Origin of the sequence: Pseudotabrizicola sediminis, assembly GCF_004745575.1 — a bacterium.
Taxonomy (GTDB): domain Bacteria; phylum Pseudomonadota; class Alphaproteobacteria; order Rhodobacterales; family Rhodobacteraceae; genus Pseudotabrizicola; species Pseudotabrizicola sediminis.
The window spans coordinates 179,973-195,058 of the sequence record NZ_RPEM01000008.1; the positions used below are offsets into that span (position 1 = coordinate 179,973).

At 65.8% G+C, this 15,086-nt stretch carries 12 protein-coding genes; 8 read left to right on the top strand and 4 right to left on the bottom strand.

What is annotated here, in order from left to right; genetic code table 11:
• Nucleotides 1-3 precede the first annotated feature (3 nt).
• Complete coding sequence (locus EEB11_RS13250; protein ID WP_135432079.1) at nucleotides 4-1,617, bottom strand: polysaccharide deacteylase family 2 protein; 1,614 nt, start codon at nucleotides 1,615-1,617, stop codon at nucleotides 4-6.
• 167 nt (nucleotides 1,618-1,784) lie between these two features.
• Between EEB11_RS13250 and EEB11_RS13255 the strand changes: the two genes are divergently transcribed.
• The 6 genes from EEB11_RS13255 to lexA all read left to right on the top strand — a co-directional run bounded on the left by EEB11_RS13255 (nucleotide 1,785) and on the right by lexA (nucleotide 6,673).
• Nucleotides 1,785-2,372 (top strand): anthranilate synthase component II, encoded by a 588-nt coding sequence (locus EEB11_RS13255; protein ID WP_135432080.1) that lies wholly within the window; start codon nucleotides 1,785-1,787, stop codon nucleotides 2,370-2,372.
• Nucleotides 2,369-3,382: an anthranilate phosphoribosyltransferase gene (gene trpD / locus EEB11_RS13260; protein ID WP_135432081.1), complete on the top strand. Its 1,014-nt coding sequence runs from the start codon at nucleotides 2,369-2,371 to the stop codon at nucleotides 3,380-3,382. The genes EEB11_RS13255 and trpD overlap by 4 nt, the downstream gene beginning before the upstream one ends.
• A 26-nt stretch (nucleotides 3,383-3,408) precedes the next feature.
• Entirely contained in the window at nucleotides 3,409-4,221 is an 813-nt protein-coding gene (gene trpC, locus EEB11_RS13265) for an indole-3-glycerol phosphate synthase TrpC (RefSeq protein ID WP_135432082.1), read from the top strand.
• Nucleotides 4,218-4,712, top strand: coding sequence for a cyclic pyranopterin monophosphate synthase MoaC (gene moaC / locus EEB11_RS13270; protein WP_135432083.1), 495 nt, complete (start codon nucleotides 4,218-4,220; stop codon nucleotides 4,710-4,712). Before trpC ends, moaC begins: the two co-directional genes overlap by 4 nt.
• Nucleotides 4,709-5,893, top strand: coding sequence for a molybdopterin molybdotransferase MoeA (locus EEB11_RS13275; protein WP_135432084.1), 1,185 nt, complete (start codon nucleotides 4,709-4,711; stop codon nucleotides 5,891-5,893). The genes moaC and EEB11_RS13275 overlap by 4 nt, the downstream gene beginning before the upstream one ends.
• A 90-nt stretch (nucleotides 5,894-5,983) precedes the next feature.
• Nucleotides 5,984-6,673 carry a transcriptional repressor LexA gene (gene lexA / locus EEB11_RS13280; RefSeq protein WP_135432085.1) on the top strand — a complete coding sequence of 230 codons (690 nt, stop codon included), beginning with the start codon at nucleotides 5,984-5,986 and terminating at the stop codon, nucleotides 6,671-6,673.
• Here the strand turns inward: lexA and EEB11_RS13285 are convergent.
• On the bottom strand, nucleotides 6,667-8,784 hold the full coding sequence (locus EEB11_RS13285) for a ComEC/Rec2 family competence protein (RefSeq protein WP_245298902.1): 2,118 nt from the start codon (nucleotides 8,782-8,784) through the stop codon (nucleotides 6,667-6,669). The genes lexA and EEB11_RS13285 overlap by 7 nt on opposite strands.
• A gap of 75 nt (nucleotides 8,785-8,859) precedes the next feature.
• Here EEB11_RS13285 and gltX point away from each other — a divergent pair, with 75 nt between their 5' ends.
• A complete protein-coding gene (gene gltX, locus EEB11_RS13290; RefSeq protein WP_135432086.1) occupies nucleotides 8,860-10,263 on the top strand; it encodes a glutamate--tRNA ligase in 1,404 nt (467 codons plus the stop codon).
• Nucleotides 10,264-10,344: 81 nt separating this feature from the next.
• Nucleotides 10,345-11,640, top strand: a complete 1,296-nt coding sequence (locus EEB11_RS13295; RefSeq protein ID WP_135432087.1) for a citrate synthase — start codon at nucleotides 10,345-10,347, stop codon at nucleotides 11,638-11,640.
• Between the two features lie 71 nt (nucleotides 11,641-11,711).
• Here the strand turns inward: EEB11_RS13295 and EEB11_RS13300 are convergent, their stop codons facing one another.
• A complete protein-coding gene (locus EEB11_RS13300) occupies nucleotides 11,712-12,752 on the bottom strand; it encodes a T6SS phospholipase effector Tle1-like catalytic domain-containing protein (protein WP_354002100.1) in 1,041 nt (346 codons plus the stop codon).
• Nucleotides 12,753-12,786: 34 nt separating this feature from the next.
• Nucleotides 12,787-15,072, bottom strand: coding sequence for a xanthine dehydrogenase family protein molybdopterin-binding subunit (locus EEB11_RS13305; protein WP_135432088.1), 2,286 nt, complete (start codon nucleotides 15,070-15,072; stop codon nucleotides 12,787-12,789).
• Between the last annotated feature and the right edge of the window lie 14 nt (nucleotides 15,073-15,086).

The following is a 15,086-nucleotide window of genomic DNA, read 5'->3' on the forward strand; positions in this document are numbered from 1 at the left end:
CGGTCAGTTCACTTGCAACATCGCCGAGATCGGGGCCAGCGTAACGGTCGACGCCCGTCCTTCGATCGCCCATTCCAAGACACCGGCAACCGTTTCAGGCCGCAACGTGCCGATCACGATCACGCGGCCTTCCTGCGCCGCCTTGAATGCCGCCCGGTCAAGATAGCGGCGGATCACCGGGCTGTCCTCGCCCTCACCATCAATGCGGCGAAAGATCGTCGCGGCGGGAAGACCTTCGCGCCGCGCAACTTGATCGGCGGCGTTCAGCCCCTGATCAAAGGTCACCAGACCCCGGCCCTGTTCGGCCAGAATGGGCACAACCTGCGCCGCCCGCGGACGATCATTCTGGAAGGCGCTGCCATCGGCATCAATCACCGCCACCGCTTCGGGCAGGCGGCTGGCCAGCACCTGAAAGCTCTGCTCCAGATCGCCGGGGCCAGCCCCCACGGGAATGCCGGTGCCCGCCATCACCACTTCCTGCCCGCCCGCCCGCCAGATCGCGGCGCGCGCAGCGGCCCCGTCGGACAGGGGGTCGATCACGATGGACAGCGGCAGATCCAGCGCTGCCAGTTCGGTGCGGTTCACACTCTCTTCGCCGTCATCCTGCAACAGAATCGCGAACAGCGGCTTTTGCGTGGCGTTGTCAAAGGGCCGCGCATAGCGGCGCAGCGGCGTTGCGTCATCCTCGCCCGCCGCGTCCGTCACCGCGACAGGGTCACCAGCAGAGCCCGGCGCAGGATCAACCCCGATGCGCGGCAACCTTCCGGTGACCACCCCCGCAGCCTGATCACCAAGCTCCGGCGCCGGGATCAGACTGCCCTGCCCTGTAGAAGGCGGTTCTGCAGGCGCGGGTTCCGGCTGTTCAGGCAATGGCTCTGGCAGAGGCATCGGCTCTGGTGTCGGGTCAACCAGTGTGGCTTTTGTTCCATCTTCAGGCGCGTCATCCGGCAGCGGCAGCAGCAGTGCCTCTTCATCCGGCGTCAGCGGTGGCGGCGGCGGCAGATCGGCAGGCGCAGGGGCACCCTCGGCTTGCGGCAGGCCGGGCGCGCCGGGTTGAACGGTCGTCATCGGCGCATGACCGGGGGCGGGAGCATCCGGCAGGGGGTTGACCTGCCCGGCGGTTGCCATCCGCCCGGCGGGAGCCTCACTCGGCGGGGCCACCGGTGGCTCTGCCGGGGGGGGCACGTCGGCCGGGAGGGCATCTGATTGAGGAGCAGCTGTTTGCGGAACAGCACTCGGCGGAACATTTGCGGGGTCGGGCATCACCGGCAGCCCGGCCTGTGCTTCGGCAGGGTCACTGCTGGCAGGGGCCTCGGGCGCCATCAGCGGCGCATCGGGTGTGACCGCGTCGGGCAAATCTGCCTCAGCCTCTTCCGCAGCAGGCGCAGGCTCCACCGCTTCGGGTTCAACGGGCGCAGCTTCGACCGGCGCGGGGGCGACAGCTTCGGGCGCAGCGGACTCAGGCGAATCCCCCACCGGCACCGCCAAGGGCACCGCATCGCTTTGCCCCAGATCTGCGCGCTGTACCGGCACCGGCCCTGCGACCTGCGACACCACCACCAGACCACCTGCGGCGGCCAGACTGCCCCACAACACTCCTCGAACAAACCCGCGCACTGCCTTGCCCCTTTTTTCGTTGCCGGACATTGTGCCGATCCGGCACAGCTGATCAAGTGCCCATCCAGGCTAGGTGATCAAGCGGTCTTGACGCCCCTGCCCCGGTCTGACCATCTATAGCCCGACCCGCCCCTCGCTTCATCCCCTATCCGACAGGCCCAAGCAAGATGCTGCTTCTGATCGACAACTACGACAGCTTTACCTACAATCTCGTTCATTATTTTGGCGAGCTTGGGGCGGATGTCGTTGTAAAACGCAATGACGCGCTGAATGTGCAGGACGTGCTGGCCATGGCCCCGCAGGCCATCATCCTGTCGCCCGGCCCCTGCGATCCGGCACAGGCAGGCATCTGCCTGCCGCTGACCACGGCGGCTTATGAGGCGAAAATCCCCCTGCTGGGCGTCTGCCTTGGGCATCAGACGATTGGTGAAGCGTTCGGTGGCAAGGTCATCCGCTGCCATGAAATCGTCCATGGCAAGATGGGTGCCATGCACCACGAAGGCAAAGGCGTGTTCGCTGGCCTGCCCTCTCCCTTCCTTGCCACCCGCTACCATTCGCTGATCGTGGAACGGGAAAGCCTGCCCGATTGTCTGGAAGTCACGGCATGGCTGGAGGATGGAACGATCATGGGCCTGCGCCACAAAACCCACCTGATTGAAGGCGTGCAGTTCCACCCCGAATCCATCGCCTCGGAACACGGGCATCAACTGCTGCGCAATTTTCTCGATGAGGCCGGCGTCCGGGTGCCCGCATGAGCGATATCCTGCGCCCGCTGATCGGCCTTGCCGCCGAGCGCCCCCTGACCCGGACCGAGGCCGAAGCTGCCTTCGGCGCGCTGTTTGAAGGTCAGGGCACCCCGGCGCAGATGGGCGGCTTCCTGATGGCGCTGCGCACGCGGGGCGAAACGGTGGATGAATACGCCGCCGCCGCAACCGTCATGCGCGCCAAATGCAACAAGGTCACCGCCCCCGAAGGCGCGATGGACATCGTCGGCACCGGCGGCGATGGCAAGGGCACGCTGAACATCTCGACCGCGACGGCCTTTGTGGTGGCGGGTGCGGGGGTCGTGGTGGCCAAACATGGCAACCGCAACCTGTCGTCCAAGTCGGGCGCGGCGGATGCGCTGACCGAAATGGGCCTGAACGTCATGGTCGGCCCGGCGCTGGTGGAAAAATGTCTGGCCGAGGCCGGGATCGGCTTCATGATGGCCCCGATGCACCACCCCGCGATCCGCCATGTCATGCCGGTCCGGCAGGAACTGGGCACGCGCACCATCTTCAACATCCTCGGGCCGCTGACCAACCCTGCTGGCGTGAAACGCCAGCTTACGGGCGCGTTTTCTCCGGCTCTGATCCGTCCGATGGCCGAAACCCTGCTGGCGCTTGGCAGCATCAAGGCCTGGCTGGTGCACGGTGGCGACGGCACCGATGAAATCTCCATCGCCGCGCCGACGCAGGTGGCGGCGGTGGAGCATGGCGGCATCCGCGAATTCACCCTGCACCCGGAAGATGCGGGCCTGCCCTATCACCCGTTTGAGACCATCATGGGCGGCACGCCTGCCGAAAACGCCGTGGCCCTGCGCGCCCTGCTTGATGGCACGCCGGGGGCCTACCGCGATGCGGTGCTCTTGAACGCCGCCGCCGCTCTGGTCGTGGCCGACAAGGCCACCAGCCTGATCGAAGGGGTCGAGATGGCGCGCGCGTCGATCGATTCCGGCGCGGCCAAAGCCAAGATCACCGCCCTCGCCCGCCTGACCAACGCCTGAGTGCCCACAGGGCAAGGAAGACCGCCATGACCACGATCCTCGACCGCATCAAAACCTATAAGCTGGAAGAGATCGCCACGCGAAAGGCCGCCCGCCCGTTGGCCGAGGTCGAGGCCGCTGCGCGCGCTGCCCCGGCCCCCCGCGGCTTTGCCAAGGCGCTGTCGGTGGCGGCCGCCACCGGCTATGGCCTGATTGCCGAGATCAAGAAGGCCAGCCCCTCCAAGGGCCTGATCCGCGCCGATTTCGACCCACCGGCGCTGGCAAAGGCCTATGCCGAAGGCGGTGCCACCTGCCTGTCGGTGTTGACAGACACGCCCTCGTTTCAGGGCGCGGATGAGTTTCTGACGCAGGCCGCGCAGGCCACCGCCCTGCCCTGCCTGCGCAAGGATTTCATGTACGACCCCTATCAGGTGGCCGAGGCCCGCGCCCTGCAAGCCGATTGCATCCTGCTGATCATGGCCACCCTGTCGGATGAACAGGCGGCGGAACTGGAGGCGGCGGCCTTCGAATGGGGCATGGACGTGCTGATCGAGGTGCATGACCGGGCCGAGTTGGATCGGGCAACCCTGCTGAAATCGCCGCTGATGGGCATCAACAACCGCAGCCTGCATACTTTCGAGGTCACGCTGGACACCACCCGCGATCTGGCCCGCCGCGTGCCCGAAGACCGGCTGATCGTGTCGGAATCCGGGCTTTATACTCCTGCCGATCTGGCCGATCTGGCGCAATACGGCGCGCGCTGCTTCCTGATCGGCGAAGCGCTGATGCGGCAGGATGATGTGGCGGTCGCCACCCGCGCCATCCTGTCCCGCCCGCTGACCGCCCAAGGTGGCGTATGACCGACCCAGCTCGCCTTACGCATTTCGACGCGACAGGTGCCGCGCATATGGTCGATGTCTCGGACAAGCCGGTCACGGACCGTGTGGCGGTCGCGCGCGGGTCGGTGGTGATGACGACGGAAACCTTGGCGCTGATCACTTCCGGGCAGGCAACAAAGGGTGATGTGCTGGGCGTGGCCCGGCTGGCCGGGATCATGGCTGCCAAGAAAACCGCTGATCTGATTCCGCTCTGCCACCCCCTGCCGATCACCAAGGTCGCGCTGACGCTGACCCCAGACCCCGCCCTTCCCGGTGTGGTGGTCGAAGCGACCGTGAAGACCGGAGGCCAGACCGGGGTGGAGATGGAGGCGCTGACCGCCGTATCGGTGGCCTGCCTGACAATTTATGACATGGTGAAAGCGGTCGAAAAATCCATGCGGATCGAAGGGATACATCTGGTTCTTAAAGATGGTGGCAAATCGGGCCGCTACGTCGCCGGGGATCAGCCATGATCTCGGTTGATGAAGCGCTCGCCCACTGCCTTGCGCTGGTCACCCCCCTTCCGCTTGAACCCGTACCTCTGGCACAATCCTGCGGGCGCTACATGCCGCAGCCCGCCATCGCCACCCGCGACCAGCCGCCCTTTGCCGCCTCCGCCATGGATGGCTATGCCGTGCAGGGCGACCCCATGGCCGGCGACCGCTTTACCGTGGTGGGCGAAGCGGGGGCGGGCCATGCGTGGCAGGGCACCCTCGGCCCCTTGCAGGCCGCCCGCATCTTTACCGGCGCACCGCTGCCTGCGGGGGCCACCCGCGTCATCATTCAGGAAGATGTGGCGCGCGACGGTGACCTGATTACCATCAAGGACGGGGCCGACGCCGGCCCCCACATCCGCCCCGCCGGGCAGGATTTTCGCGCCGGGGATACGCTGTCTGCGCGCCTGCTGCGCCCGAATGATCTGGCCCTTCTGGCCTCGATGAACATCGCCATGGTTCCCGTCAGCCGCCGCCCCGTCGTGGCGATCATCGCCACCGGGGATGAACTGGTGATGCCGGGCGACACCCCCGGCCCCGACCAGATCATCGCGTCGAATTCTTTTACCCTCAAGGCTTTGGCCGAGGAAGCTGGTGCGGAAGTCCGCCTGCTGCCCATTGCCCGCGACACCATGGACTCGCTGACATATGTGCTGGGGCTGGCGAGTGATGCCGATATCATCGTCACCACCGGCGGCGCGTCGGTCGGCGATCATGATCTGGTGGCGCAGGTGGCGGAACGCCTGGGGATGCAGCGCGCGTTCTGGAAAATCGCCATGCGCCCCGGCAAGCCGCTGATGGCGGGCCGTCTGGGCAACGCCGCCATGCTCGGCCTGCCCGGCAACCCGGTGTCATCTGTGGTCTGCGCGCATCTGTTCCTGCTGCCGATGATCCGCGCGGCTCTGGGCATGCCGCAGGATGCAATTGCCCCCCAACCCCGCCCTGCCGTTCTTGCACAAGACACCGGCCCGACCGGCCCGCGCACACATTACATGCGCGCGCGCCTGACGCACACCGACGGCGTGCCGCAGATTACCCCGTTCGACCGGCAGGACAGCTCGCTTTTGTCGATCCTTTCCTCCGCCGATGCGCTGCTGATCCGCCCCGCAGACGATGGCGCGCGGCGGGCAGGCGAGACGGTCAGCTATCTGCCACTCTGACAACCCATGATTGCGCAACCCTTTTTTTCTTGACACAAACAGGGAACACGGGCAGAACATAGCGTTAACGAATACAGATCAGGGTGGGGCATGCTTACGCGCAAACAGCTGGAACTTCTGAATTTCATCAAGCTCCGCATGGATGTTGACGGCGTGCCGCCGTCTTTTGACGAAATGAAGGATGCCCTGGATCTGCGGTCGAAATCCGGCATCCACCGGCTGATCACCGCGTTGGAAGAACGCGGCTTCATCCGCCGTCTGGCACACCGGGCCCGCGCGCTGGAAATCATCAAGATGCCGGATGTCGCGGAAAAACCCGCCTTCACCCCGCGCGTGATCGAAGGCGACAGGCCCGCCGCCCCGCCACGCGGTGCGATGATGGTCGAGGCGGTTCACGCGATGGAGCTTCCCGTTATGGGTCGCATCGCTGCCGGTGTCCCGATCGAGGCGATTTCCGAAGTGTCGCATCACATCGCCGTTCCGGGGTCGATGCTTTCGGGACAGGGCAACCACTACGCGCTGGAGGTCAAGGGCGACTCGATGATCGAGGCCGGGATCAACGATGGCGACATCGTGGTGATCCGCGAACAATCCACGGCCGAAAATGGCGATATCGTGGTGGCGCTGGTGGATGATGCCGAGGCGACGCTGAAACGCTTTCGCCGCAAGGGCAACATGATCGCGCTGGAGGCGGCAAACCCCGCCTATGAAACCCGCATGCTGCCTGACCATCAGGTCAAGGTGCAGGGCCGGCTCGTCGGGCTGATCCGCAGCTACTGACGCGCTGCCACTGCCCCCTGCAGCGCGCGGGGCCGGATCACCTCCACCAGTCCGTCAGCCCGGCGCGGCGATGACCAAGCCCGCCGGTTGGCCGAAGCGGCCACCACCCGCAAACCCTGCCCGTCGGGATACAGCGCCAGCCCGCCCGCGTGGCTCAGCAACACCTCATCCAGCACCAGACAGCCATCGGGCGGCTGGTCCACCGGCACCGAAATCACCACCAGATCGGCCTGCGCGCAGGCCGCTGCCAGCCGGTCGGCTGCCCCCTTGCCCTTCAGCGCAACGCCGGTCACGCCGCCCGCTTGAAACTGCCGGGCGCCCGCTGCGCCCGCCATTCCCGGCCGCGCCGCCGCATCTTCTTGCGCGGTCAGATCACCATCATTTGCCAGCCAGTTCTGCGCGGCAAACCCCGCCCCGCGCGGTGCCGACAGCGCCCGCCCCTCGGGCCCCAGCACACCCACCAGCCCGCCATCGGCTGAAATCAGCACCAAAGGCCGTTCCACCCCGACCCACAACGCCAGCGCCAGCACCGCAGGTCCAAGCGACAGGGCCCGCACCCAACCGCGCCACAGGATGAACCAGGACCCGGCAAGCGTCACCAAAGGGATAACCCATGGCCCGGGCGACGGAATCGCGGTGACCGATCCGTCCCACCCGGCCACCCAATGCGCGACCCACAGGATCCACGCGCTCCCCCGCTCCATCACCCACAGCGCCGGGGCGGCCAGCCCGAACGGGGCCAGCAGCGCCGCCACAGCACCTGCCGGCATCACCACCGATCCCATCACCGGCACGGTCAACAGGTTGGCGATCAGCCCGTAATCGGCATAGCGGTTGAACGTCGCCGCCGCATAGGGCGCAGTGGCAAAACCGCCGATCACACTCGACAATACCAACGTGAACACCGGCATGGCCCAGCGGGGCAGGCGACCGGCCACCACCCGTTGATCCACTTCGCGAAACCCCGCGATCAGGGCCACCGTGGCGGCGAATGACATCTGAAACCCGGGCTCCAGCAGACTTTCGGGCTTCCACGCCAGCAAGATCACCCCGGCAATCGCCACCGACCGCAGGGTCAGCGCCTTACGGTCCAGCAGCACCGCGCCCAGCATGACAGACACCATGATGAAGGCGCGTTCCGTCGCCACATTGGCCCCCGACAGCGCCAGATAGAACGCAGCCACCCCCAGCGACGCCAGCGCCGCCACCTTCTTGCTGTTCACCCGCAGCGCCACATAAGGGATCAGTGCCAGACCGTAGCGGAACAGCCCGAACACAAAGGCGATCAGAAAAGCCAAGTTCATCCCCGAGATCGCCAGCAGATGCGCCAGCGAGCTGTCACGCAACGCCTTGACCGTCTCTTCGGTGATGCCAGACCGGTCGCCGGTCATCGCGCCCGCCGCATAGGCCCCGGCCTGACTTGGCATGGCTTCGCGCATCGCATTGGCAAGGGCACTGCGCATCTGATCCACCGGGCGCGCCCCCGGCTCTGGCACCGACCACAACATGACCGGCGCAGTCGTATAGCCCACCGCCCCCAGCCCGTCAAAAAACGCCATGCGGCGAAAGTCGAAACTTCCCGGCTCCACCGGGCCATTGGGGGCGGCCAGATGGGCGGTGGTCATCACCACCTCACCGGGAAACGGCACATGGCCGGGGGTCTTGCCCCTCAGGGCGATGCGCACCTGATCGGGCAGACGTTCCGGTGCCACCCGGTCCAGCTGCACCCTGTCCAGCGTGATGCGCAGGGCATCAGACTGGCTGCGGTCGATCCAGACCACCCGCCCGGTCACCGGGCCGTAATACCGGAACTCCAGCATCGGGGCCTGCACCACCTGCACCCGCAATCCGCAGGCCAGCACACCCACGGCCACCGCACCCATGGCGATTCCCCAAGGGTGCAGCACATCAGGTGCCAGCAGCCGCAGGCAGATGGCCAGCGCAAGCACCGCCGCCGCCGCGGCATAAACCGCCAGCCCCGGCTCCGACGGCAACGAAAACCAGCCCGCGACGCCCACGCCCATGAACAGCGGCACCCAGGGAAACAGCGTGCCCCGCGCCATGGCCACCGCCACAAAGGGCCGGGCCAGCCAGCCAGTCAGGACCGCCACCTTGTTTCCCGCCCCTTCACCGCCTAGAACCGGGCCAAGCCTACCGCCCAGATGGTTTCCGAAAGGTTAACTCCAATGTCCGTCCCCGTCGTCACCCGCTTCGCCCCTTCCCCCACCGGCTATCTGCACATCGGCGGCGCGCGCACCGCGCTGTTCAACTGGCTGTTCGCGCGCGGTCGGGGCGGAAAATTCCTGCTGCGGATCGAGGATACCGACCGCGACCGCTCCACCCCCAAGGCCACGGCGGCCATCTTGCAGGGCCTGACGTGGCTGGGGCTGGACTGGGACGGCGAGGCGGTCAGCCAGTTTGACCAGCGAGACCGCCATGCGCAGGTGGCGCACGAAATGCTGGAACGCGGCACCGCCTACAAGTGTTTCTCCACCCAGGAGGAAATCGCCGCCTTCCGCGCCGCGAAAGAGGCGACGGGTGCCAGCTATGCCGTGTTTCAAAGCCCCTGGCGCGATGCCGACCCGGCCACCTGCCCCGATGCTCCCTATGCCATCCGCATGAAGGCCCCCCGGACGGGCGAGACGAAAATATCAGACACCGTTCAGGGAATCGTTACGGTTCGCAACGATCAACTGGACGACATGATCGTCCTGCGCTCTGATGGCACCCCGACCTACATGCTGGCTGTCGTGGTCGATGATCACGACATGGGAGTCACGCATGTCATTCGTGGCGACGACCATCTGAACAATGCCGCCCGCCAGCAGATGGTTTATGATGCGATGAATTGGCCGGTGCCGGTCTGGGCGCATATCCCGCTGATCCACGGGCCGGATGGCAAGAAACTGTCCAAACGCCATGGTGCCACGGCAGTCGGCGATTATCAGGCGCAGGGCTATCCTGCCGCCGGAATGCGCAATTACCTGACCCGGCTGGGCTGGGCACAGGGCGATGCCGAGGTGTTCACCACCGAACAGGCGCTGGAGATGTTCGGGCTGGAGGGAATCGGGCGCAGCCCCGCCCGGCTGGATTTCAAGAAGCTGGAATCAACCTGCGGCTGGCACATGGCGCGCAGCGATGATGCTGCGCTGCTGCATGAGGTGGAAGGCTATCTGGCCGCCGCAGACCTCCCTGCGCTGACGCAAGGGCAGCGCGACCTGCTGTCGGCTGCCATGTATTGTGTGAAAGACCGCGCGAAGACCTTCCCGGAACTGCTTGATAAAGCGCACTTTGCCCTGATCTCCCGCCCGGTCGATGTGGATGAGGCAGCGACCAAGGCTCTGGATGATGTATCCCGTGGTATACTGAAAGAATTGACGCTGCGCCTGCAAAATGCTAGCTGGACGAAAGACGGGCTTGAGTCCATTCTGACTGAGGTTGCCACGGCCCATGGCATCGGTTTCGGAAAACTGGCCGCACCCTTGCGTGCCGCCCTTGCCGGGCGCAGTGCCACCCCAAGTGTTTATGACATGATGCTGGTCATCGGTCAGACGGAAACGATTGCGCGGTTGCAGGACGCCGCGGCCTGACCCGGCTGCGCCCTGTCTCCACAAACGGAATGCGCCACCATCCGGGACGGTCCGGCGGGGCGAGAAAGAGGGATGTGAAAGATGGCCGAGACGAAAAAGACCGCGACATTGACGCTGGACGGCAAGTCCTTTGACCTGCCGATCCATTCCCCGACGCTTGGCCCAGATGTGCTCGACATCCGCAAGCTCTATGCCGAGGCGGATGTGTTCACCTTCGACCCCGGTTTTACCTCGACTGCCGCCTGCGAAAGCGCGATCACCTATATCGATGGCGACAAGGGCGAATTGCTGCACCGCGGGTACTCGATCGAAGAGTTGGCAGAACATTCGCATTACCTCGAAGTCTGCTACCTGCTTCTCTACGGCGAACTGCCGACCGCCGCACAGCTTGCCGATTTCGAACACCGTGTGACCCATCACACCATGGTGCATGAACAAATGCACTACTTCTTCCGGGGCTTCCGCCGTGATGCCCACCCGATGGCCACGATGGTCGGTGTGGTCGGGGCCATGGCAGCCTTCTACCACGACTCCACCGATATCAATGACCCGTGGCAGCGTGAGGTTGCGGCGATCCGCATGATCGCCAAGCTGCCGACGATTGCGGCGATGGCATACAAGTATTCTGTCGGCCAGCCCTTCGTGTACCCGAAAAACAGCCTCGATTACGCCGGAAACTTCCTGCACATGTGCTTTGGCATCCCGGCCGAGGATTATGTGGTCAACCCGATCCTCGCCAAGGCGATGGACCGGATCATGATGCTGCACGCCGATCATGAACAGAACGCCTCCACCTCCACCGTGCGTCTGGCAGGCTCGTCGGGGGCCAACCCGTTCGCCTGCATCGCCGCCGGCATCGCCTGCCTCTGGGGGCCGGCGCATGGCGGTGCCAATCAGGCCTGCCTGGAAATGCTGAAAGAAATCGGCACAGTTGACCGCATTCCTGAATTCGTGGCCAGGGCCAAGGACAAGGATTCCGGCTTCCGCCTGATGGGCTTTGGCCACCGCGTCTATAAGAACTTCGACCCGCGCGCGACGGTGATGAAGGAATCTGCGGATGAGGTGCTTGGCCTGCTGGGGGTGGAGAACAACCCGCTGCTGCAAGTCGCCAAAGAGCTGGAGCGTATCGCTCTGTCGGATGAGTATTTCATCTCGAAAAAGCTCTATCCCAACGTCGATTTCTACTCGGGCATCATTCTTGAGGCGATGGGCTTCCCCACCTCGATGTTCACCCCGATCTTCGCGATCTCGCGCACCGTCGGCTGGATCTCGCAGTGGAAAGAGATGATCGGCGACAAGGGTCAGAAAATCGGTCGCCCGCGCCAGCTGTATATCGGCGAAGCGCACCGCGCCTATGTCGACGTGCGCAACCGCTAAACCGCGGCCCCGCCGGCCCTTCGCCCGCCCATCGCCACAAAAAGCACCTCCCCCCGCTCGTGGGGGAGGTCTTAACGCCAGTCCCTTGCGCTGCGCATTGCAACCAACAGGCCTGCCCGCGTCTCCTGCCGTTCCCCAACACTGGGGTGCAGCTTTTCGCTGCGGTCGCGCCCCACTACCCGGCGGCGGCGCAGCAGGAACAGCTTGCCCCAACTGCGCCACGTGCCGACCATCGGGGCCTGCGGGTTGCCGGGGAACCGCGCGCGCCAGCCATCCGGCAGCGCCAGACCGCAAGTCTCGGCCCGGTCCAGCATCCAGACCAGCGGAAGATTGGCCAGGGGCCGTGCCGCCGCAAAGCCGCCGACCTGACCGCCGACATCGGCATGCGCCCCGGCAAACCAGACCTGTTCGACATTGCCCTGCCAACCCTCGGGACAGTCCCACAGCACCGGCGCGAACACCGCCCGCGTCTCGTGCAGTGCCAGCGCATGGAACCCATGCCGGACCGACGCGCCCAGACGATGGCTGTGAAACGCATGATGCCGGTCGGTCAGCATCCACAACAGCGGCAGGCGCAGGCCCAGCGCCTTGACCGTATCCCAGACCCCCACCATCTCGATCGGGGCCGATGGGTGGCAAGTGTCCTGCGCAAACGCCTGTGCCGCCCGGCTTTGCGGGCCGGTCCTGTAGTGGCGGTAGGCCAGCGTCACATTCCGCTCGGTGGCATGACTGTGGCGCAGCAGGCCGATCTGGTCGATCACCCCCGCAAGCGACCGCACGGCAAAGGCCCCGCGCGAATAGCCCAGCAGGAAAATCCGGTCACCGGGCCGGTACTGGCTGGCCAGCCAGCCATAGGCTCGCCGGATCTGCCGGTTGAGGCCCCGCCCCTGCGCCACGCCGCCCAGACTGGCCCAGCCTTCCCACTGCAGGCCAGGTTCGTAATACAGCCGCCGCCGCTGGCCGGGGGTCGGCGCGCTCAGCAGGTGAAAGGCCAGCCCGGCGTTGGTTTCCTTCCCCGGCAAAAGCGATGACATTGTGCCATCCAGAATGATGATGTGATCCACCACACCGCGCCCCGGCCCTGCGGGGGGCGCGGTGCTTTCGGTTTCCACCACCGGATGCGGGCGGAACCAATGCCTTATGCGGTCAAAAAGCGACGTCTTCCGCCTCCTTCAGCCAATGCCAGATCCGCTGTGGCGTAAACGGCATGTCCACCCGATTGACCCCGCGCGGTGCAAGCGCGTCGCGCACCGCGTTGGAAATTGCGCCCAATGCGCCGACCGTTCCCGCCTCACCGCAGCCTTTCATGCCAAGCGGGTTCATGATCGACGGCACCGGCTCGCTGGCAAAGCCGAACATCGGCAGGTCGCCCGCGCGCGGCATCGCGTAATCCATGAAGCTGGCCGCCAGCAGCTGGCCCTGATCGTCATAGATCCCGGCCTCGCACACCGCCTGACCATAGCCCTGCGCCACCCCGCCATGCACCTGCCCGATCGCCAGATCGGGCGCGATCAGCGTGCCGAAATCATCGACCACCGTATAGCGGTCCATCACCAGAGCGCCGGTTTCGGGGTCCACCTCGACCTCGGCGATATGCGCGCCGTTTGGGTAGCTGCGCCCGTCCAGCGTGGTGGTCTGGCTGATATCAAGCAGATCCGCACGCCCGCGCGCCCTTGCCAGATCGGCGGCCTCGGCCAGCGTCAGCCGCATGTTGCTGCCCTCTGCGCCAAAGGTGGCGCCGTCAAAGCTCACCTCCTCCACCCCCCATTCCTCGGCCAGAAACGCGGTGAACCCGGCCACCATCGTGCGCACGGTCGCCCGCATCGCCGTGCCCTGCACCGTCACCGACCGCGACCCACCGGTGCCGCCGCCCCTGGCAATGGCGTCACTGTCGCCCTGCACGATCCGCACCGAATGTTCCGGCAGCCCGGTCCAGTCTGCCACCATGCGGGCATAGGTGGTTTCATGCCCCTGCCCGTTTGACTGGGTGCCGACATACAGCGTGGCCCCGCCATCCGCGTCCAGCACCAGCCGCGCGGTTTCCTCCGGGTCGCCCAGAATGCTTTCGATATAAGTCGCAAGCCCGATGCCGCGCAGCATACCGCGTGCGGCGCTGGCATCCCGACGGGCGGCAAAGCCCGCCACATCCGCCATATCCCGCGCGCGGGTCAGCACGCGGGGGAAATCTCCCACGTCGATCAGCTCTCCGGTCGCGCTGCGATAGGGGAAATCCATGATGAAATTGCGCATCCGCAACTCGAACGGGTCCACGCCCAGCACGCGCGCCGCCTCATCCATCGCGCGTTCAATCGTCAGAATCGCCTCTGGCCGCCCCGCCCCGCGATAGGCATCGACCGGCGTGGTGTTGGTATAGACCCCCACCGCCCGCAGATGCGCCGCCTCAATATCATACACGCCGGTCAGCACTTTGGAAAACAGCTCCGACTGAATGGGTTGCCCGAATTGCGAGTTATAGGCCCCAAGGTTGGACACCAGATTAACGCGGTACCCTGTGATCCGCAGACCGGCATCAAAGGCCAGCTCGGCCGTCGCCACCAGATCGCGCCCGGCATTGTCGGTAAGCATCGATTCGCCGCGTGTGGCGATCCAGCGTACCGGCTGGCCCAGCGCGCGCGCCGCCGCCGCCACGCAGACATATTCCGGATAAGTCATCGCCTTCATGCCAAAGCCACCGCCCACATCGGGGTTGGTGACCCGCACAGCCTCACGCCCCAACCCCAGCATCCGCGCCAGTTCGTTGCGCTGGTTCCACACCCCTTGCCCATTGACGCACAGATGCAGCCGGCCAGCCTGCCATTCGGCAAAGCAGCCGCGCGGCTCCATCGCGTTCACGATGATGCGGTTGTGGATCACCTCCAGCGTCACCCGGTGCGCAGCCGCGGCAAACGCCGCCTCCACCGCCGCATGGTCGCCGATCTTCCAGTCATAGGCGCGGTTTTCTGGTGCCTCGGGGTGCACCGCCGATCCGCCCGGTGCCACGGCCAGTGCAACCGGCAGCCCCTCCACCTCCAGCGCCACCAGCTCCGCTGCGTCCTGCGCTGCGGCCATCGTCTCGGCGACGATCATCACCACCGCCTCACCGACAAACCGCACCCTGTCCCGCGCCAGCACCGGCCGTTCCGGCCCCGCACCCATGCTGCCATCGGCATTGCGCAGCCGTGCGCCCTTCATGCCCAGCGTGACGCCCAGCGCCTCCAGCCCAGTTGCGTCCAGCACCAGATGCACACCCGGCACATCGCGCGCCGCCTCCAGATCCAGCGCCGTGATCACCCCATGCGCATGATCCGACCGCAGGAACAGCGCGTGCAGCGCCCCCGCAGGTGCCATGTCATCCACATAGCGCCCCTGCCCGGTCAGGAACCGCAGATCTTCATGCCGTCCCGTGCCCTGCGCCTTGCCGAAAATGCTCATGCCAAACCCCTTTG